The organism is Bradyrhizobium sacchari, from assembly GCF_002068095.1.
GTDB lineage: Bacteria > Pseudomonadota > Alphaproteobacteria > Rhizobiales > Xanthobacteraceae > Bradyrhizobium > Bradyrhizobium sacchari.
The window spans coordinates 10,120-29,549 of record NZ_LWIG01000010.1 but is presented as its reverse complement, the minus strand read 5'-3'; the positions used below and the strand labels follow the sequence as shown (position 1 = coordinate 29,549).

Genomic DNA, 19,430 nt, shown 5'->3' with positions numbered 1-19,430 from the left:
GGCCGCGATCGCCGGCGCGGCCGGCAGCCTCTATGCGCATTACATCCGGATCATCGATCCTGAAGTGTTCGCCTTCATCAACACCGTCACCATGGTGATCATGGTCATCAGCGGCGGCAAGGGCTCGCTGGCCGGGCCCGTCGTCGGCGGTCTGATCTTCGGGCTGCTGCCGGTCGCGCTGCGTCCGGTGATGGCGCCGGAAGCGCAATGGATCGCCTATGGCGGCGTGCTGATCGCGATCCTGTTCGTGCTGCCGCGTGGCATCGTGCCGTCGCTGGCGCAGCGGTTGATCCGGCGGCGGAGCCGGACGACGGCGCTCGCGCCCGTGGCGCTTCCTGAGACCGGCGCGAAGGAGCCGGCGTGATGACGGCGCGCAGCATCGCCATGACCATCGATCGGGTCGCCGTCCGCTTCGGCGGGCTGGTCGCGATCTCCGACATGAGCTTTACGGTCGGCGAGGGCGAGATCGTCAGCCTGATCGGGCCGAATGGCGCCGGCAAGACCACCGCCTTCAATGTCATGACCGGCTTCCTAACGCCGAGCGCGGGCCATGTCACCTATCAGGGCACCACGCTCACCGGATTGAAGCCGCACGAGATCGCCGATCTCGGCCTGATCCGCACCTTCCAGCGCACCAGCGTGTTTCCCAACGACACCGTCTACGACAATCTGCTGATTGGGCTGCATCGCCAGGGCCGGGTCCGGTTGCTCGACGCCATCCTCGGTCTGCCGGGCGCGCGTGCCTCGGAGCGCCGCTTACGGCAGCGCGCGAGCGAGCTGCTCGAATGGGTCGGTCTCGAACGTCGCGCCCACGATGCGGCCGGCTCGCTCTCCTATGGCGAGCAGCGCCTGGTCGGCGTTGCGCTGGCGCTCGCGGCGGAGCCGTCGATGCTGCTGCTCGACGAGCCCGTCTCCGGCATGAACGCCTCGGAAACCCACCGCTTCGTCGAACTGATCCGCAGTATCCGCGACCGCGGCATCACCATCCTCCTGGTCGAGCACGACATGCCGATGGTGATGACCGTCTCGGACCGCATCGTGGTGCTCAACTACGGCCGTATCATCGCCGAGGGAACACCCGATGTGATCCGTAACGATCCGGCCGTCATCGAGGCCTATCTCGGACATGGAGCGGGACGTGCTTGAGATCCGTGACATGGTGTGCGGCTATGGCGGCGTTACCGCGCTGCGCGGCGTTTCGCTCGACGTGAAGGCCGGACAGCTGGTCGCCCTGATCGGTGCCAATGGCGCCGGCAAGAGCACGACGCTGCGGGCGATTTCCGGCCTGGTGCCGCCACGCTCAGGACAGATGCGGTTCGAAGGCATCGACATCACCGGTGCGAGGCCGCCGCGCGTGCTGGCGAGCGGAATCGCGCATTGTCCGGAAGGGCGGCGCGTGTTCCCGCACATGAGCGTCGAGGAGAATCTCGACATGGGGGCTTACCTCCGTCGCGGTTCGGGCGAGATCGCGGCCGATCGCGACCGCATCTACACGGAATTTCCGCGGCTTGCAGAGCGGCGCCGGCAGGCGGCGGGCACGCTGTCCGGCGGCGAGCAGCAGATGCTTGCGATCGGGCGCGCGCTGATGTCGCGGCCGCGGCTGATCATGTTCGACGAGCCCTCACTCGGGCTCGCCCCCAACATTGTCGAGCGCACCTTTGCGATCATCCGCGGCATTCGCGATGCCGGCACCACGGTGCTGCTGGTGGAGCAGAACGCGTTCGCCGCGCTCGAGATGTGCGACCACGCCTATCTGCTCGAGAATGGTCGCATCGTGCTGTCAGGCGCGGGCACCGAGCTGATCGAGAACGAGCATGTGCGCAAGGCCTATCTCGGTGGATGACCGGGACGGGTGGATTGCTGTCTGTGATCTCGACCGGCTGAAGCTCGAGGGGATCGTTCGCGTCGCCGGCCGCGACCTGCTCGTGATCTGGAACGAGGGCCATGTTGTCGTCTGCGAACGTGCGTGCCCGCACGAGCAGGCAGACCTTGCTCTCGGGCAGGTGACGGCGGGACGGCTGCATTGCCCTCGCCATGCGGCATCATTCGATCTGCGCGATGGAGCGATCACGGCGGGATGGCCGAGCGCGCCATTGCGGCTCCATCCGGTGCGGATCACCGGCGGGCAAATCTGGATTGAGGCGCGGGAGCTGTTTTAATCCAACAGCCTGCGTGCCGCGTCCACCAAAACGCCCTCCGGCCGACGCAGCGCCTCGAGAATGGTGAAATGGTCGGCGCCTTCGACCGCAATGAGCCTGCCCGGCGCTCCGGCCGCGGCGCGCTTGTCGTGCAAATCGATTGAATCGCACACGAGCGCCGGCAGCTCGCTGCTGCCATAGGCGATGTCGAGCCGCTTTTGCGTCACGGGCAGGCGAAGCGGCGAAAGCGTGGCGATCTCCTCCTCCGTCAGCTTCAGCGCGGTGTTGAGCCCGGTATCGCGGATCGGCGCGAGATCGTAGACGCCCGATATCGCCAGCCCCGCATGGACGCGCGGATGGTTCAGCGCCATCGCGGTGAGATGGGCACCCGCGGACCAGCCCGACAGGATGACCGGCCCGGCAACGCCATGGGATGCGCCGTGCGCGGCAAGCCAGTCGAGCGACCGCAGGATCTCGGCGACGATGTCGGTGAGCGACACCTCCGGCGCCAGCGAATAGCCGGGAAGCGCAACCGACCAGCCGTGTGCGGCAACGCCTTCGACCAGCATGGCGAACAGCTCGCGCGAATTGCGTTGCCAATAGCCGCCATGCACGAACACCAGGCAAGGCGCATCGGGCTTGGCGGCCGGGTAGAGATCGATCTTGTTGTTTGCCCGCTCGCCGTAAGGCAAATCGAGATGGGTCTTCAGCCTGCCGCGCAGCCGGCTTGACGCCTCGTTGCGCTCGGCGATCAGGGCCGGGCTGTTCTTGACGGCGGCGTTGTTGTCATAGGCGGCGCTGCGTTCGGCCTGGGACAGTTCGGCCCATTTGCTGCGGGGATCGAGTGGCCGATGCGTCGGGCTGGTGGTCTTGACCATGGAATCTCCGGGCGGCCCGCCGTGGAATGGGACCGGCGCCGCGCGCTCCTGTCTGCCACGAATCTCCCGCGAACTGAACATCGCTCGCGCTCAGGCGAGGAATGCATCCGTGACGGAACTGCTGCTCAGCAGGCGGTCGATGGGCTCGTTCGCGGTGGCAGGACAGCCGACGGCAATCGACGCGCGAAGGCGCTCATCTTGGGCTGAACCCGCGATCCGTCGATCAGCTCGAGCCGGCCGCAGCGGTTCAGGGTGTGCAGCTTCCGGCCGGGCCATAGCGGCCCGGGCTTCAGCGAGTGGCGGACAATCTGCCTGAAGGTGGTCGGCGACAGCTCGACGATTTCCGCGAGCGCCAGCCCTCCGCCATACCCGTCGGTGCAATCCTGCACCGGGCGCCACAATTTGCCATCGGTGGTGACGAAGTTCCCCGCCGGCCGCGTGCCGGCGCGGTCGATCATGACAGGGTTGCTGGCATGCGGCAGCCAGGGGCCGAGCAGATGCTCAGCGTAATAGATCGCCAGCGAATCCGAATAGCCGCCGGTGCCGTCGCGCCAGGCGCCGAACAGATAGGACAGGCCGTTGTGCCGCGTGATCGTCGCATCGGCGAGCTCGAGGCCTGACAGCAGCGTCGCGTGCCGCTCCCACTTGTCGGGAAACCGGACGCATTTGTAGAGGGCGACGTCGCCGGCGAGCGAGCTCTCCGGGATCATCCACAACTCGCCATCGTCCTCGATCACGAACGGGTAGGAGAGGTGCCAGGGCTCTTCGAGCACCGGCACGACGGCGCCGGTCGGCCCGGTGTCGCCGAACTCGATGGCCGAAATGATTCCCTTGCCGACGCGATGATCGAGATCCTCGAAGAAGACGAATGTCCGTCCGCGCCAGGTGATGGGAAATGGATCGGCGTAAAAGTGGTTTCCGGGATCGCCGAGCACGTTCCAGCGCGGCCCGGACAGATCGCCCGTCTGCCACACGCCTGCATCGTCATTGAAGCGCCATCCGATGTGCCAGTGCGGCGCATGGCAGCAGAGGCGATAGATCTCCTTGGCGATCGATACGGCGAGGCCACGCGCGACATATCCAACGGGGCCGCGCTGGTTTGTCGTCGTGGCGGGAAGGGCAAGCTGCGGCACGATCCGTGGCCGCTCCGACAGGATCGCCGCCACCATGGTCAGGGTGCGCGCCATGACTGTTTCGAGCGCGCCGCTGAGGCCTGCTGCAACCTCGCCGGAGGGGTGACCGCGATCGAGGATTGCTCCGTCGACCTCGTTGACGATCTCGATGACGGGCAGGTCACCGGCGAGAATGGCGGCGAGGGCGGCGTTCTCGCCGGCGGCGCCATTGAACCGCGGACGGAGATACAATCGGGCAGGGCAGTTCGGGTCGCGCGCGGTGCTGGTGAAGTCGACGATCACATCGGCGGTGCCGATGCGAGCCTGCTGCCGTTCCGGAGTGAGCTTCAGCCTGGAGGCGCCGCTGGGCTTGCCCTTGCGCAGCACCAACCGTTCGAGCTCGAACAGCATGTCGAGGCCTGCCGGACGCGGCTCCGCCGTTCCCGTCCATGCGATTTGAACAGGAACATCGCGCCCGTCAATCGACAGCGTCTCGCGGTCCATCCACCGCCGCGCATGCTCAATTTCACAGCGAAACTCGATGATCATGTCGAGCCCATCTGGTCCAACCTGTCAGGTCAAATGACCTGGCCGAGAATTCGAACGTATTCCTCCACCATGGCGTCTATCGAATAGCGCGACCTCAGGCCCTTGGCGTTTTGTCGCAGCGCGTCGCGCAAGGGCAGGTCGGTCAGGAGTTTCGAGACCGCCGCCGACAGCTCCGCATGGTCGGAGGCGTCGACGAACAGCGCTGTCGGCTTTCCCTCGAAGGACAGCACCTCGCGCAGCACGGGAAGGTCGGTGACGACGGAGGGGACGCCGGCGTTGGCGGCCTCGACCGCGGCGAGACCGAAGGTCTCGGCCTGCGTTGGAAACACGAAGACGTCGAGACAGGCGAGAAAGTCCGCCATCCGGCGCGGGGTGATTTCGCCGAGCAGATGCAGCCGGTCCGACACCTTCAACTCATCCGCCAGCTGCCGCAATCGGGCCTCGTCGGCGCCCTGGCCGGCCAGTGCGAGGTGCCAGGACGGCTGGTCGGGCAACAGATGGATCGCCGCATCGAGCCGCTTATGCGGGTGCAGCCTCGCAGCGCAGCCGAGCAGCGTGCAGTCCTGCGGCAGGTTGAATTTCTGCCGCGCGGCGTCCTTGGAGAGGGTGAGGGCCTTGTCGTCGAAACCGTGCGGCACATGCACCATGCGCGAGCGATAGGCCGCGGGATAGCGCGAATATTCGCGCTCCATGTCCTGCGAGTTGAGAGTAATGCGGTCGAAGAAGCCGAGGCTGCCCATGACGATGTCGGCGGTACGCACCTGCCAGCTCATCGAGAGCGCGGACGAGACCTGGTTGGCAACGACAGGTGCACGGCTGACGAGGCGCGATGTGCCCGCGCCGATGACGTTGCCGAAATGCTGGAACGTCAGGACAGCATCGGGTTTGACGGTCCTGATATGGCGACTGAGCGTCCACAGCATCCGCAGCAGCGACAGCGGATTGCCCGGCCGGCGGGATGCGCAATAGAGCGTGTCCGGCGGTTCGTCGAAGGATTCCGACTTGCGGTAGAAGAACAGGTGGGTGACGCGGTAGCCGCGGGCGGACAGCCCGGCACCGAGCAGCCGGGAAATCTCCTGCGCGCCGGCATTCTCGGCCTGGGTCTGGACGAGAAGCACGTGCGGCATCGCTGCGCCGCTGTCTGACCTTGCGAGTGCGGCCGCGGCGGACGCCAGCTTCGGTGCGTCGCCCAGTTCTGCGCCTGGCTGGTAGTGGAGCACGGATTCCGACCCGCTAATGAAACGTTCACCTTCTTAACGCCGTACCTATCATGCAAGCACGGCGCGGACATCGACTAGCAACAAACGGAGTTAATGCGCGCACAGCCAGAAGGCGCCGATCACGCCAAAATTCCGCCGGTTGCGGCATGGCGTGACGCGAGCGCGTTAACCAATTGGTGACGATCGCGGAAGGGGCGGGNGGGTAACCGCCGATTAACCATAGATATTTACGGTGGAGCAGGCCACTGAACAGTGTTCGCCAGTTGAATCCGAGTAAAGTCCATGACGTTCGGTCGCCGCGCAGACCCGACAAGTTCCGGATCGACCGGTGTCGCCGCGTCGTGGCAGTCCCGGGCTGCATCGGGCGATAAGGCCAGCGGAACGGCCACGCGCCTTGGCAGCCTGCTCACGGCCGCAGGTGCGCTCTCTTTCCTTCGCGACAATGCTCGTCGCATCCTGACGCTTGCTCTTGCGATCTTCGCCCTCGGCGTCGTCGTCCTCCTGGTGATCCCGGTCCGTTTTGCCGCGACCGCGCTGGTCGTCGTGGATCCCCGCGAGCAGCGCGTGACCGCGGACCAGGACGTTCTGCCCGGCATCGGGCAGGACAGCGCTGCGCTGCAGAGCCTGGTTGAAGTGGCGAAGTCCGACGGCTTCCTCAAGCCGCTGATCGAGCAGCTCAAGGTTCGCGACGACGACGACATTTCCGGGGGGCACACCGACCCTGCGCGCGTGCTCGAGCGATTCCGCAACCGTCTCGACATCTCCCGGCGCGGGCTCACTTATGTCATCGCCATCCGCTTCACCTCGAACCGATCGGAGCGGGCGGCCTATTATGCCAATGCGATCGCCGAGGCGTTCGTCGCGAGTCAGAAAAGCATCCGAACCGAGGCGACTGATGAAGCTGCCGACTGGCTGAGCAGCCGGCTCAAGACGTTGAACGACCGGTTGAAGGCCTCGGAGGACGCCGTCGCCGCGTTCAAGCTCGAGCACAGGATCGTCAACGCCGGCAAGGATTCCACGACCCAGCAATTGCGCGTGACCGAGCTGTCGCAGCAGGTCGCCGCTGCACGCGCCCGCACCGAAGAGGCCAAGGCGCGCTATGAGCAGGCGCAGCGCGACGTGAAGGCGAATGTCGAGGCGCCCGCCAAACAGGATCTCCTCAGCGCGTTGCGCGCCCAGCGATCGGCCCTCAACGACCAGATCGCGCAGAAGCGCGCGGTGCTCGGCGATCGACATCCCGATCTCGTGATGTCGTACAGCCAGCTGAACGATCTCAACAGGCAGATCGAGGTCGAGCGGGCCAAGGGCATCGACACCGCAAAGTCGGAATACGAGTCCCAGCGCGATCAGCAGAAGGCGCTCGAAAACCAGATGAAGGCGGCTGAATCGCAGCTGCTCGTCGACGGTCAGGCCCTGGTAAAGCTCCAGGAGCTGCAGCGCGACGCCGAGGCCAACAGGAACATCTACGAGCAATTCCTCTCGCGCTCCAAGACGACCAACGAGCAGCGTCTCCTGCAGAGCTCCCAGACCAAGGTGGCTTCGCCTGCCATTCCGCCGCTGCGCTCGACCCTTCCGCCGCTGCCTTTGCTGCTTGCCGTGCTCGCGCTCGGCTCGTTGCTGACTTCGACGGCGTTCGTTGCCGCGACCGGACGCGGATCAGCCGAGGCCGCTGAAGAGGGGCCTGCTCCCGATCCGGCGCCGCGCCAGCCCGCGGCGTGGCCGCGCCCGCCGGTGTGGGCGCGCATTCCCGACCTGTTGCCCGGCGACGCGCCCAGGAACATCTGGCAAGGTCCGGTGTCGGCGACAGCCGAACTCGATCTCGGACCGCATCTGCGTCCGGTACTCGACAGGCTGGAGAAGCTGCCGGGAGCGAGGTGCAAGGTCGCGCTCGTGATGTCGGTCGGCAAGCGCGCCGGCGGCAACACCGTCGCGCGCTCGCTGAACCGGTGGGCGGTGAACAAGGGAAAGCTGAGCGTCCTGATCCGGGTCGAGCCTGACCTCGGCGGTGCCGGGGACGGTCTTGCCAAGGGGCAGGCCGGCGGCGTGAGCATCGCGAACTTTCGCAGCGTCGATGCGCTTTTGGGCGCGAGCGGGAACGCCGAGCCGCTGCCTGCGGATGATATTCGTTCGGAGTTCGATCTGATCGTCGTCCATGCGACCTCGCTGGCTCTGCAGCCGGAGGCCGCGGCGCTCGCCGCGCATGCCGATCTCGTCATTCTGGTCGCGCGCGAAGACGCGGTCGATTCAGCCGCAATGCGCAGGGCAATTGCCGCACTCTCGCGCTTTGGTGGCGTGCCGACCGGGATCGTCGTCAATCATGTGCCGGCTGATCGCGCATCGGCGCAGCGTCGCGGCGAAGTGATAGGCCTCGCCGGTTGATCGGCGCCTACTCGCCGGGCTCGGCACCGCGCACTGCATAGGTGCCGCGTTTCCAGGACGAGAAACGCAAAAGCACGAAGATGGAAGGATCCACTCCGGTTCGCCGCCGGCAGAGGATGTTGAGCGCGATGGTCGCGAACGCCAGCGACGCGGTCGCCGAGATCGCAGCGCCAAGCACGCCGAGCCAGGGGATCAGGACGAGGAAGCCGACCAGCCGCAGCGCCACGTTCGCGGCGACGACCGGGACATAGATGCGCTCGTGGCCGGTCAGCTGCAGGATCGCGGCAGAAGGACCGCCCGCCGCCTGGACGGCCGTTCCGATCGCGAGCACGATCAAGACCCAGTGCTGCGCGGCGAAGTGAGGCCCAAACAGATTGAGAAGATAGGGGCCGCCGACCCAGATCAGGAGCAATCCGCTGACCACGCACAGCGCGGTGACTTCCGCCATCAGCCGCAACGTCCGCTCGAACTCCTGGTGGTTCCTGCTGAAGTACAGCGAAGGAAGGCGGCGCGCGCCGAAACTGTACAGCGCAGCCGACAGCAGGGCCAAGATGTTGGCGAGGCGCGATGCGGCGAAATAGATTCCGGCGCTCGCCGGATCGAGCATCCAGTAGACCAGGATGACGTCGAAATACTGGTTTGCCGCCTCCAGGATGGACGCGACCCAGAAATGGAGCGCGCTCGATCGCCAGCGCGACGTCTCGAAATGCGCCGCCGTGCCGCGGAAATCCGGCAGCACGCGTGCAACCGCAACGATCTGCGTGACGATACCAATCGACATCGCGATCGTCATCACGGCGAGCAGTTCGGCAGGATCGAGCTGCCCGTGGCCGAACAACGCGACGAGCAGGAACAGGACGACGACGACCCGCCAGAGGATCTCCCTGCTTCCTTCTCCTATGAGAATGCTGACCAGCGACCGTGCGACCTGGCTGCCGAGCATCAGTCCCGCGCTCACGGCGGTGTAGGCGGACACCGCGACGATCAGCAGCCATCCATCGCCTCTCGTGCTCGCAACGATCGCGATTGCGCCGATCACGATCAGCATCGCGACGGACGAGATCTTCAAGCTCGACAGCAACACGCCCTTGGTCAGATCGGGTCGGTCTTCCACCCGATACTCGTTCAGGAAGCGCACCAGGAGCGATTCCTGCCCGACGAGCCCCACGACCGCCGCGATCTGGGCAACCGAGAGCCAGGTCGCAAAGATGCCGAACCCATCCGGCGACATCGTTCGTGCCGCCAGCGAGAACAACGCAAACGCGAGCGCGCCGCTACCAACCTTGAGGAGGATGGTCCCGACGACGCCGCGCGTGACGTCACGCCGCAGAAACTGAACAATGGATGCGATCATGGAAGATACGGGGCGTCGCCCGAAAAAGCCCGTTGCGAGAGTGATGAGAGCCTAGCATGCCCTAAATTCGCGAGTGTTAATGCACGGTCTCCCGAAACATCACATCTGCGGCAAGTAGCGGCTGCTGCTTCACCGTGAAACACCTGCGTCCCCGTTGTCCCAGATAGAGCAGAGGCCGGCTGCGATCGAAAGCGACGTGATGCCGCGTCACCGCGCGACGGGCTGCTGATCTGACGGAAATCGGTCATGTGTTGAACTGTCACAGGACTGGAGGTCGGGTTTTCTGGATCATCCCGAGCAAGAGACGTGCCGCGACGGATCATGCTCGCGATCCGTTAACCTCGATCTCCGGAAATGATCGCGTTCGGCCCTGCGATGCGACATCAGGCGGGATAATTGCACGTGGAACTCCCGTTAACCGTGGGAGCCTGGAGATGACGGCGGATAGCAGCGTGACCGAGCCGATCGCAGCAGCGGAGACTACGACGATCGCTGCCGACATCGCGATCGTCGGCGCTGGTCTTGCGGGATCGCTCGCGGCCGCCGTCCTTGCGCGGGCAGGGCAACGCGTTGCGCTTGTCGACAAGCGCGCCGTCCCGCCGGACGAGTTTAGGGTGGAGAAGATCGGCGGCCACCAGCTGGAGATGTTCCGCCGGCTCGGCTTCATCGATGCTCTCGCGGCCGCAGGTTGCCAATATGACCGCGTGCCCAATGTGAGGGAAGGCAAGGTGGTCGACGTCAGCGTCGGCCGGGCCTACGGGCTTCCCTATGCCGATCTCGTTGCCATGGCGCGCAGCCAGCTGCCTGATCCTTCAAGCCTGATCGTCGACGAGGTCGCCGCGATCACCGCCAGTGACGACGTCCAGCATCTCGTGCTTGCCTCCGGACGCCGCATCGATGCGCGCCTTGTCGTTCTGGCGACGGGCATGGCCGGAGCGCTCGGTTACAAGCTCGGCATCAGGCGGCGCGTTCTGGCGGGGCGCCATTCGGTCTCGTTCGGCTTCACCATCGCCCGCCGCGATGGCGCGCCGTTCGATTTCGAGGCGCTGACCTGTTATGGCGAACGGACCTCCGACGGCGTCGATTATCTCAGCCTGTTTCCGGTGCGGGGCGGCATGAGGGCAAATCTCTTCATGTTCCGCGATCCGACCGATCCGGTCATGCGTGACCTGCGTCGGGACACCGAAGCGACGCTGCTGCGGTTGCTGCCGGGATTGCAGTCCTTTCTCGGCGATTTCCGCGTGACGGACCGGGTCCAGAACTGGGTGATGGATCTGTCCGTCGTCGAAGGACATCTCCAGCCCGGACTCGTGCTCATCGGCGATGCGTTCCAGACCAATTGTCCGGCGGCCGGCACGGGCGTTGCCCGCCTGCTGGTGGACGTCGAGCGTCTTTGCACCGAATATGCGCCGCGCTGGCTCGCAACTGCGGGCATGGGCGCGGAGAAGATATCGCAGTTCTATGCCGATGCCGACAAGATCGCGGCAGACCAGCAATCGTTGAAGATGGCGCGCTTCCGCCAGGCGCTGACGTCCCGCAACGACATCGGCTGGGACGTGCGGCGGCGGCTGCACTTCCTGCGGCGTAGCATCACCCATCGGGTCGATCAGATGCGGCCGGGCTGGCTCGCGCAGGTTCGAAGCGCGCTGCGCGCCTGAGCGCCGGACCTGCCGGCGCTCAGCGTGTGGGCGTCGAGGTACGGGTCGGCAGGATCCTGAACTCCGATACCCGCTTGGCGGCCAGCTTGAGCCAGGGCGCCTGCTTCAGGGCGAACAGCGATATGGCGCCCACAGTGCTGCCGGCCTGGGTGACGGTCCACATTGGCGAGGGCTGCGCGCCGAACAGTTTCTTGTACGGCTCGTCGCCGATGGTGAAGTCGAGCATCCGGTCTCCGCGCTCGATGCAATCCCGCGCCACCTGCTCGAACATCAGTGCACCCAGCGACTGGCTCTTGTATCCGTCGATGTCGAAAGCGCTCATGATGACGAGGAAGCTGTCGCGGTGGCGCAATCCAAGTACGGCGGCGATCACCTCGCCATCCATCTTCATGGCATAGAGCCGTACGAAGGAGCCGAGACCGCGGACCGCGACGTCGGAATAGAAGTCGTAATATTCGGGTCGCTGGAGCAGGTCGCCGTCGCCCTGCGACTGGAAGCGCGGGCCGCGGAATTTTTTCATCACGCCCAGCGCGTTCAGGACCGAGGCGCCGTCATCGCAGCATGAGAAGCTCAGCGCGCCTTTCTTCTGGAGCTGACGATACTTCTTTGCGAGCTCCTTCTGATAGGAGCGATCCATCGCGCTCGCGCGCCATTGCTCGAACGGCGCAGCGAGAACGGTCGCATAGGCATTGGTGCCCATCGTGGCCCGGCGGGGCGCGTCCAGGAGGCTCTCGATCGGAAGCCGCCCGTCCGGCAGCTTGGTCATCCGGAGCAGGTCGAAGGGGCGGACGAGATGCTGGATCTCCGCACAGGCATCCATGTCCCTGAGCAGTTCGGCAAACATCTGCGGGCTGCAAACGGGCGCCAGATAGTCGGAGACGCGCAAGTCCGCGAATTCGACGGTTCGTATCGGACCGCGACGGATCCGCAGCAGAGGCAGCACCATCGCAAGGGCGCCGCTCGCACGGCGACGAGCCACGATAACGAGCGGGATTGCGCCGGCATGCGAGGCGAGCCTGGTGTAGAGGCTGTGCAGCCAGAGCGGATGCTGGAAGGCGGTGGCGGCCGAGCCGTCGAATAGCTCTGCATAGTCCGGGGAGAGAAAGTCGAATGCCGGCTCGACGGCGATATCGAACGTATTGCTAGACGTCTTCATGCGTAACCAGGGAAATCATCTCACTCGGGACGGGTCGATCGAGCCGGAACCAAGGTTGTTTTATAGCAGGGGAGTGACGGTCGAGATACCGACGCGGTATCATTTGCATTATTGCATCGAGCCCGGTTCGTATCGTTACCGGTTTCTTAACGTCTCGTGGTCGCCGGGGCTTGGATGGCGATCAACCTGCGCTAGCGAACAATTAACCGCGTTGAAGGAAGGTCGGCCCATGGCCAGCCTACAGAGCGATGCGGACTCCGGGATTTCCGAGAGCGCGATCTGGCAGACGCGCAGCGTTGGCATCGAGAGGATTGCCAGCGCCGCAATCCGCTGGTCGATCACCATCAATGTCGTTGCCTCGATGGGCACCCTCAATACGGGGCTGCTGCCGGCGGAGCTGACCTATCTGCAGCAGGCCGTCGCGATCCTGATGTGGGGCGTCTTGATCTATGCCAGCGCATTCGTGCGGCCGCGCCTGCGTCTGCAGTTCAACCCCGATTTGGTCGTGCTGGTCGCCTTCTACGGTTTCGCCGTCATCTCGGTGTTCTGGTCCAGCCTGAATGTCGCGGCACTGATGAAGAGTGCGGCGCTCGCGATGACGACCTTCGGCGCCTTCTGCCTCGTCACGCGCATCGACATCGACGAGATCATCGGTGCCACCGCCCTCGGCCTCTTCATCCTGGTCGCCGCATCGGCCTTCTTCGCGGTTGCGGTTCCCGACATCGGGATAGACCACAGCTGGATGCACAGCGGTCAATGGCAGGGCGTCTATGAATCGAAGCAGACGCTTGGCTTCGTCGGCGCTTATCTGATGTTCTTTGCCTGCTATCTGAAGATGCGGGGGCAGGGCTGGCTGGCGTTCCTCGCGACATTCCTTCTGGCGTCGACCTGCGTCCTCGCCTCGGAATCGCGCGGCGCCGGCGCTGTCGCGCTGGCCGCCTGCGCGCTGCTCTTGACCTCGATGTGGTCGGTCACTTGCATGAGGCTCTATGCGGTCCTGCCCTTCATCATGTGCCTGGCGGCCGGGGCGCTGTTCCTCTATTTCTACACGACGGGATACGACGCCATCCACATCGGCGATGCCAGCATCGACTTTACCGAGCGGACCCTCATCTGGCATTACGCCATAAGCCATTTTGACGATGCCCCGCTGCTCGGCTTCGGGATCAACGGGTTCTGGACCATCCCGTCGATCTACGATTATTTCGAGCAGAGCCACACCTGGGTGCTGGACAATTATCACAGCGGCTACATCGCCATCCTGATCGAGACGGGATTTTTGGGGTTCATGCTGTTCACGGGAAGCGTCGTTCTGTTCTCCAACAAGATGCTCCATCTGATTTCCGCCCGATCGATCGATCGGGCGCACTGCGCTCTCATCATCGGATTTGTCGTTCTGAGCTTCCAGACCAATTTCACGGAGACGACATTCCTTCGCTCGACGATGTTCACGTCGGTACTGCTGGTCGCCTTCTTCTTTGCGACGTGCAGGCTGGTACGACAGGCAGATTTCTAGATTCTGGAATGGACGCAGATGACCGTCATCCGTGCTCGCTGGCCGAAGAGTCTCGACCTTGCGGCAGGCTTTCTTTTCGTCGCGGCGCTCTGCGTCCCATCCCTTGCCGCCGCACAGGCCGCTTCCCAGGGCGTGCCGAAACTGGGGCGCGGCATCAACATCCTCGGCTATGACGGGATCTGGGAAGGCGGTCGGAATGTGCCGTTCCGCCTGGACAATCTGACGGCCATCAAGAAGGCCGGCTTTGCCCATGTCAGGATCAACTTCTTCGGATTCAAGTTCATGGGGGCGGGGAATGTCCTGGACGAGATCGTGCTGAGGCGGCTCGATACCGTCATCGAGGAGGTCCTCGCGCGCAATCTCATTCCCATCCTGGACGAACACGATACCCATGTCTGCCAGAGCGACGTGGCCGGCTGCGCGGAAAAGCTGAAGGCGTTCTGGCGCCAGATCGCCGAGCGCTATACCGGCAAATATCCGAAACTCGTCTTCGAGGTCTTGAACGAGCCGGGCGGACACATGACGTCGGCCGAATGGAATTCGCTGCTCAACGAATGCCTCGGCATGATCCGCCGCACCAATCCCACGCGGCCGGTCATTGCAGCCGTTCTCAACGTCGATGAGAATCCCGTCGACGAGCTGGTTCTGCCGGCCGATGACAGGAATCTCATCGTCACGTTCCACTATTACGCGCCCTTGCGGTTCACGCATCAGGGGGCGCCGTGGTCTCCGACGTTTTCGCGGATCGGGCCGCTGGATTGGGGTTCGCAGGATGACGAAGCGAAGGCGGCGGCCGATTTCAGGAAGATGAGTCTCTGGGCGGAGAAGGAGAATCGCCCGGTTTATCTCGGTGAGTTCGGCGTGTACGAGCGTGCGCCGTCCGATAGCCGCGCGAGATACCTGTCGTACGTCGCGAGAAGCGCGGACCGGCTCGGCTGGTCATGGGCCTATTGGCAGTTCGACCATGATTTCGCAGCCTTCGACAGCGCGCGCCAGGCCTGGAAGGCGGACATCCTGCGCGCCTTGATTCCGTCGCCGCGCTAAAGCGGCCGCGGCGTTCTCGATTGACGGGCAGCCGCTGCGTCAAGAATGGGTGTTTCGTGCCTCGGCTGCCCGTTCGAGATCCCAGGCTCGCTGCAGGCGCTCGGGGCTCGTCGACTTCAATATGCCGGCCCAGGCGTTGCCGAGTGCCTTGATGCCGTCGTGCAGACTTGAAGCATTGCCGGCCGACCAATCGGGCAGGCCCATCGGGACGGTGACCGACCAGGACCAGTTGTCTCCGGACTTATGGACGTTACCGATCACATGACCCTCATAGATGACGACGTAATGGTCCTTGACGTCGGGCCACCGAAGCTTCGCGTTGAGGGAAATCGATTGTTTCATGTCGATGAGGCCTGCGCCGTCGGGCCAGTGAAGGATGCAGTTGGATTGCAATGATCTGTCGGCCTTGCGGTCCGTCAGCGACTTCCAATAGAGGCCTGGAAAGCAGGCGAATGGTCGTATCGTGTCGAGGGCCGGGTCAGCCGAGGAAGGAAGCGCCGGGACGGCCGAAGTTTACAAGCTTGATCGGGATGTATGGATTTGGCACTATGCCGGCATATTCGGAGAAAGTCATGTACAAGTCATGCCTTGTTGCGATTGCCGCCGTCGTCTGTCTGGGTGCATCGCCCGCCAGTGCGCAGAGCGCTCCGTATCCCTTCGGCGATGAGCCGTATCGGCTGAACTGGTATGCCGATCCCGAGATCGCGACTGGCTGCTGGAAATGGAATTGGCAGCAGTACCAGTGGGACAATTACTGTCCGGTCTACCTTCGTCCGAAGGCGTACATGTACCCGCGCTCGCGCGCCGCCGTCGTTCGCACCAAGGGCTAAGGCATGATCCGGAAAAGTGCGAAGCGGTTTTCCGAAAAGATCATGCGCAAACAATAACCTAAAGCGCGTTGACGATTCGCCCAAATCTCATCGCGCTTTAGCGGGCTGCGTCATGAGCGGCGCTTGCGTCGATGCGCCGCTCGCGCCCGTCGATCAGTAGCCCTCGATCGTGCAGGCAATCTGGCTGTGCTTGCCGAAATTCATCAAGGCATTGCCCCGGAAGCCGTCGACCCACACGCCAGGTCCGGCATAGCGATAGCCGACTCCCATCGGGACGAGCCGGACATGCACGCCGCCGGCGTGACCCGTCCGCAGCGACGCCGTGACGACCTCACCGGCAACGGACACCGCGATCGGGCAGAGCGGATATTGTCTGCCGTTCTCACAGGTAAAGACGAGCTCCGAGCAACTGCCGACCGCGCTCGGTGAAGCCCGCAAGGCCATATCGGCGGCGGTAGCTGCGCCGGGATGGCCGGTCAGGCCGGCTCCGACGAGAATGGCCGCCGTGAGACTCTTCACCATCAAATTGCGCATCGCTTCCCCCAATGACTGCAAAAATCACCGGCTAACAGAGCAAAAATCGCCAACAGCGTCAAACCGCAGCCGTTCCCGTGAGGCCGCCAGGACGCGCTTGGCGTTCACCTGTTGCCGTCGCGCGACAGGGCGCGGTGGCGCATCCTGGCCCGCAGCAGGGTATCGGAGGGCAACTCGCCGAACTCGCTGCGATAGTCGCGGGCAAAGTGACCGAGATTGCCGAAGCCGCATTTGGCGCAGACCTTGGTCACGGTCGTCCGCGAACCGGCCTCCGCCAGCATGTCGTAGGCATGGACAAGGCGGATGCGCTTCAGGAAATCGGCAACCGTAATCCCGCGCAAGGCAAAATGTTTCTGCACGGCGCGCAGGCTGACGCCGTGCTGGCGGGCGACATCGGCGACGACGAGCGGCTTGTTCCACCGGGTTTGCAGGTGCTGGATGAAGCGCAGCATGCTCTCGGACGCATCGCCGCGTCCCGGCTGGGCGGTGACGTCGACACTTATTCCGATCAGGTGCGTCACCGGCCCGCCGCCTTCGCTGACCGGATTCACCGCCTGCCGGGTCCAGCGCACACGGCCATCGCCATTGAGGTGCCGATAAGCCAGCGTGCCGGCCGTCCCGCTGAGCCCGCGCCGCAGCAGCGCTTGCGCCTGATCGAGATCGTCGGGGTGGATCGATTTCGTCAACGTGTCGATCGTCGCCTCCGAGAATTCCGGCGCAGGTCCGGCCAGCACGCGATATGCACCCGCTCCATCGGAATGCTCGGGCGCGCTCCACCGCCAGATGGTGACGCCCGCGGGAGTGGGCGAAATGTCGTCCGGCATCGCAGGGGCTTCCTCGAGCAGACAGCTGATCCACGCAACTGCACCGCATTCGCCCCTGACGCCGGACTGCACGGTTCTCATCCGCACGAAGCGGCCGTCCTTTGCCAGGTATCGGGTTTCGAACCGGCATGGATCCGGCGCCCCGTTCAGAACATTCTTCAGGTTCGCAAACCACGCATCGTGATGTTCGGGATGCACGAGATTGTGCAGTGCAAGCTGGGTCAGCTCTTCCGCGTCATACTGTAGAGTTCTTCGCAGTGCGTCGTTCGCATAGGCGATGCGGCCTGAATGAGGATCGAACAGCGCGGCGCCGATCGAGATCCCGTCCAGCAACAGGTGCGGCATCGAGCCGTTCTCCGGCGTGCTCATGCGGGCGCGCATCTTCTGTTTGCGCGCGCGCGTGGCACGGACGCAGTGCAGCGAATCCAGATGAGGCCGATGAGGTGAGCGCTTTCTTTCTTGGCCAAAATCACGAAGGTATCGGAATGCGGTTTAACGGAAGCTGGTATCATGATGCGCAATACGCCGCTCCGCGTTGAGCGAGACGCATTATTTTGAGCGAACAAAATCGAGACGTTCGACTTTCCAACTATTGCCTCAATGCAAATGCGCACGATAGCCTTTGGCTAATTATTGGTTAAAGCGCTTTGTTGAGGGGCAGGCGTATTTTTTTTCGAACCGGGATTGTCCTGGCGCTGAATTTCAGGCCACGGCTCCCGGAGCTTCTGCCTACCGCGTTGGCCCGCAACAGGGGGAATGGTCCGCCTGCGCAATGGCGCGCCCGGCGGCCGCGGCCGGTCGCCGTTCCTGCAATTGAAATGGTTTTCTCGCGTCACGGCTACCTCTGACGTGACCCTATTTTTATTGGAGTTTTGACATGCCCAGCAATAATCCCGGCAACAAGACCGTCCTTTACTCCTACTATGTCGGAACGGTTCTGATCGCCGTCTACAATGACGGCACCGAGACGGTCGATACCAACGTCACGCCGAAAACCATCACGGGCAATCAAAGCCAGACCTTCATCGATAGCGACGACAAGGCGACCATCATCTACGCGAACAATGCCGGAGACACGATCGACGGCAGCAAGGGCTCGGGCAACGACGCGTATTTCGGCGGCAACGGCAAGGATATTCTGTGGGCCGGTAGCGGAACCGTCTACCTGGACGGAAACAACGGTTCCGACATTCTGCACGGCGGCAAGGGGGCGACGACGCTCGTCGGCGGCAACGGTGGCGACGTGCTGTATGGCGGAATCAACGGCAACACGCTCGTCGGCACCGACACCTTCCTTTACCGCGCCGCGGTCGATTCGCCCTATACGGTTGGAGGCGCCGCTCCAGTGAGCTCGCCCAATGGCTGGGACATCATCCAGAACTTCGAACACGGCAAGGACAAGATCGATTTCACGGTGCTCGCCGACACCCAGGTAGGGGCGGGCGGTACGTCGCAGCTCACCGGCTCCGGACCGGATCATCTGATCTGGCGGGGGGCTTATGGCAGCGACGCCAGCGCAGGCCAAGCGAACGCGCTGCTTGCACACAGTGTCTGGACCGAGACGGCGCAGCCGAACCAGTCCACGCATTTCCTATATGTCGACACCACCGGAGACGGCAAAGCCGATATCAAGATTCAGATCGACGATGCTGCGCTGGGCGATTTCAACGGCGTCACTGGCAACCATGCGCCCACGACGAGTGCCGTGACGTTGACGGCGATCGCGGAGGATAGCGGTGCGCACCTGATCACGCAGGCCATGCTCCTGGTCAATGCCTCGGACGCCGACGGCGACCAGCTCACGGCGAGCAATCTCCAGATCAGTGGGGGCAGCGGCAATCTGGTCAACAACAATAACGGCACCTGGACCTACACGCCGGCCCTGAACGACGACACCTCGGTGTCGTTCAGCTACAAGGTCAGCGACGGTTTCCTGACGGTGAACGGCTCGGCCACACTGGACATCACCCCGGTCAACGACGCGCCGACCACCAGCGCCGTGACGCTGGCGGCGATCGCGGAGGACAGTGGGCCGCACCTGATCACGCAGGCGATGCTGCTGGCCAATGCCTCTGATATCGAGGGCGACCAGCTCACGGCGAGCAACCTCCAGATCAGTGGGGGCAGCGGCAATCTGGTCAACAACGGTGACGGCACCTGGAGCTACACGCCGGCCTCGAACGACGACAGCTCGGTCTCGTTCAGCTACACCATCACCGACAATGGCACGACCAACAG

18 protein-coding genes are annotated in these 19,430 nt (G+C 64.0%); 10 read left to right on the top strand and 8 right to left on the bottom strand.

Annotated features, from left to right (window positions below):
• The 4 genes from A5906_RS44350 to A5906_RS13740 form a co-directional block, all read left to right on the top strand.
• Positions 1-364: branched-chain amino acid ABC transporter permease (locus tag A5906_RS44350; protein ID WP_245326726.1), on the top strand; the 364-nt coding region annotated here is incomplete at its 5' end.
• Positions 364-1,146 carry an ABC transporter ATP-binding protein gene (locus A5906_RS13750; protein WP_080135736.1) on the top strand — a complete coding sequence of 261 codons (783 nt, stop codon included), beginning with the start codon at positions 364-366 and terminating at the stop codon, positions 1,144-1,146. The genes A5906_RS44350 and A5906_RS13750, both read left to right, overlap by 1 nt.
• Entirely contained in the window at positions 1,139-1,843 is a 705-nt protein-coding gene (locus A5906_RS13745) for an ABC transporter ATP-binding protein (protein WP_080136092.1), read from the top strand. Before A5906_RS13750 ends, A5906_RS13745 begins: the two co-directional genes overlap by 8 nt.
• Entirely contained in the window at positions 1,836-2,159 is a 324-nt protein-coding gene (locus tag A5906_RS13740) for a Rieske (2Fe-2S) protein (protein ID WP_430642378.1), read from the top strand. Before A5906_RS13745 ends, A5906_RS13740 begins: the two co-directional genes overlap by 8 nt.
• On the opposite strand, the gene A5906_RS13735 is transcribed toward A5906_RS13740, so the two are convergent.
• The 3 genes from A5906_RS13735 to A5906_RS13725 all read right to left on the bottom strand — a co-directional run bounded on the left by A5906_RS13735 (position 2,156) and on the right by A5906_RS13725 (position 5,897).
• A complete protein-coding gene (locus A5906_RS13735; protein ID WP_080135734.1) occupies positions 2,156-3,016 on the bottom strand; it encodes an alpha/beta hydrolase in 861 nt (286 codons plus the stop codon). The genes A5906_RS13740 and A5906_RS13735 overlap by 4 nt on opposite strands.
• Positions 3,017-3,141: 125 nt before the next feature.
• A complete protein-coding gene (locus A5906_RS13730) occupies positions 3,142-4,677 on the bottom strand; it encodes a glucosamine inositolphosphorylceramide transferase family protein (protein ID WP_080135733.1) in 1,536 nt (511 codons plus the stop codon).
• A gap of 29 nt (positions 4,678-4,706) precedes the next feature.
• Positions 4,707-5,897, bottom strand: a complete 1,191-nt coding sequence (locus tag A5906_RS13725) for a glycosyltransferase family 4 protein (RefSeq protein ID WP_080135732.1) — start codon at positions 5,895-5,897, stop codon at positions 4,707-4,709.
• A 282-nt stretch (positions 5,898-6,179) separates the two neighbouring features.
• On the opposite strand from A5906_RS13725, the gene A5906_RS13720 reads away from it, so the two are divergent.
• On the top strand, positions 6,180-8,276 hold the full coding sequence (locus tag A5906_RS13720; protein WP_080135731.1) for a GumC family protein: 2,097 nt from the start codon (positions 6,180-6,182) through the stop codon (positions 8,274-8,276).
• 7 nt (positions 8,277-8,283) lie between these two features.
• On the opposite strand, the gene A5906_RS13715 is transcribed toward A5906_RS13720, so the two are convergent.
• A complete protein-coding gene (locus tag A5906_RS13715) occupies positions 8,284-9,630 on the bottom strand; it encodes a lipopolysaccharide biosynthesis protein (RefSeq protein ID WP_080135730.1) in 1,347 nt (448 codons plus the stop codon).
• 434 nt (positions 9,631-10,064) lie between these two features.
• Between A5906_RS13715 and A5906_RS13710 the strand changes: the two genes are divergently transcribed.
• Entirely contained in the window at positions 10,065-11,288 is a 1,224-nt protein-coding gene (locus A5906_RS13710; protein ID WP_080135729.1) for an FAD-dependent oxidoreductase, read from the top strand.
• Positions 11,289-11,307: 19 nt separating this feature from the next.
• Here the strand turns inward: A5906_RS13710 and A5906_RS13705 are convergent, their stop codons facing one another.
• Positions 11,308-12,444, bottom strand: coding sequence for a GNAT family N-acetyltransferase (locus tag A5906_RS13705; protein WP_080135728.1), 1,137 nt, complete (start codon positions 12,442-12,444; stop codon positions 11,308-11,310).
• 229 nt (positions 12,445-12,673) lie between these two features.
• Between A5906_RS13705 and A5906_RS13700 the strand changes: the two genes are divergently transcribed.
• Both A5906_RS13700 and A5906_RS13695 read left to right on the top strand, forming a co-directional pair.
• A complete protein-coding gene (locus A5906_RS13700) occupies positions 12,674-13,960 on the top strand; it encodes an O-antigen ligase family protein (RefSeq protein WP_080135727.1) in 1,287 nt (428 codons plus the stop codon).
• Positions 13,961-13,978: 18 nt separating this feature from the next.
• The gene (locus A5906_RS13695) at positions 13,979-15,004 is read left to right on the top strand and encodes a glycoside hydrolase family 5 protein (protein ID WP_080135726.1); all 1,026 of its coding nucleotides are present in this window, start codon (positions 13,979-13,981) and stop codon (positions 15,002-15,004) included.
• Positions 15,005-15,043: 39 nt separating this feature from the next.
• On the opposite strand, the gene A5906_RS13690 is transcribed toward A5906_RS13695, so the two are convergent.
• Positions 15,044-15,346 carry a hypothetical protein gene (locus A5906_RS13690; RefSeq protein ID WP_136615209.1) on the bottom strand — a complete coding sequence of 101 codons (303 nt, stop codon included), beginning with the start codon at positions 15,344-15,346 and terminating at the stop codon, positions 15,044-15,046.
• A 230-nt stretch (positions 15,347-15,576) separates the two neighbouring features.
• Here A5906_RS13690 and A5906_RS13685 point away from each other — a divergent pair, with 230 nt between their 5' ends.
• Complete coding sequence (locus tag A5906_RS13685) at positions 15,577-15,834, top strand: hypothetical protein (RefSeq protein WP_080136090.1); 258 nt, start codon at positions 15,577-15,579, stop codon at positions 15,832-15,834.
• A 153-nt stretch (positions 15,835-15,987) separates the two neighbouring features.
• Here A5906_RS13685 and A5906_RS13680 read toward each other — a convergent pair whose 3' ends face one another.
• Entirely contained in the window at positions 15,988-16,368 is a 381-nt protein-coding gene (locus A5906_RS13680) for a hypothetical protein (RefSeq protein WP_080135724.1), read from the bottom strand.
• A 104-nt stretch (positions 16,369-16,472) separates the two neighbouring features.
• Entirely contained in the window at positions 16,473-17,561 is a 1,089-nt protein-coding gene (locus tag A5906_RS13675) for a helix-turn-helix transcriptional regulator (protein WP_161495392.1), read from the bottom strand.
• Between the two features lie 508 nt (positions 17,562-18,069).
• Here A5906_RS13675 and A5906_RS42540 point away from each other — a divergent pair.
• Positions 18,070-19,430, top strand: a 1,361-nt coding sequence (locus tag A5906_RS42540) for a cadherin-like domain-containing protein (RefSeq protein ID WP_161495391.1), incomplete at its 3' end; no start/stop codon positions are given.

Bases quoted from the DNA above. Each gene is read 5' to 3' on its own strand.
- A5906_RS13750 (WP_080135736.1), top strand. From the start codon at position 364: ATGACGGCGCGCAGCATCGCCATGACCATCGATCGGGTCGCCGTCCGC.
- A5906_RS13705 (WP_080135728.1), bottom strand. From the start codon at position 12,444: ATGAAGACGTCTAGCAATACGTTCGATATCGCCGTCGAGCCGGCATTC.
- A5906_RS13715 (WP_080135730.1), bottom strand. From the start codon at position 9,630: ATGATCGCATCCATTGTTCAGTTTCTGCGGCGTGACGTCACGCGCGGC.
- A5906_RS13720 (WP_080135731.1), top strand. From the start codon at position 6,180: ATGACGTTCGGTCGCCGCGCAGACCCGACAAGTTCCGGATCGACCGGT.
- A5906_RS13735 (WP_080135734.1), bottom strand. From the start codon at position 3,016: ATGGTCAAGACCACCAGCCCGACGCATCGGCCACTCGATCCCCGCAGC.
- A5906_RS13730 (WP_080135733.1), bottom strand. From the start codon at position 4,677: ATGATCATCGAGTTTCGCTGTGAAATTGAGCATGCGCGGCGGTGGATG.
- A5906_RS13690 (WP_136615209.1), bottom strand. From the start codon at position 15,346: ATGAAACAATCGATTTCCCTCAACGCGAAGCTTCGGTGGCCCGACGTC.
- A5906_RS13685 (WP_080136090.1), top strand. From the start codon at position 15,577: ATGTACAAGTCATGCCTTGTTGCGATTGCCGCCGTCGTCTGTCTGGGT.
- A5906_RS13680 (WP_080135724.1), bottom strand. From the start codon at position 16,368: ATGCGCAATTTGATGGTGAAGAGTCTCACGGCGGCCATTCTCGTCGGA.
- A5906_RS13700 (WP_080135727.1), top strand. From the start codon at position 12,674: ATGGCCAGCCTACAGAGCGATGCGGACTCCGGGATTTCCGAGAGCGCG.
- A5906_RS13695 (WP_080135726.1), top strand. From the start codon at position 13,979: ATGACCGTCATCCGTGCTCGCTGGCCGAAGAGTCTCGACCTTGCGGCA.
- A5906_RS13710 (WP_080135729.1), top strand. From the start codon at position 10,065: ATGACGGCGGATAGCAGCGTGACCGAGCCGATCGCAGCAGCGGAGACT.
- A5906_RS13675 (WP_161495392.1), bottom strand. From the start codon at position 17,561: ATGAGCACGCCGGAGAACGGCTCGATGCCGCACCTGTTGCTGGACGGG.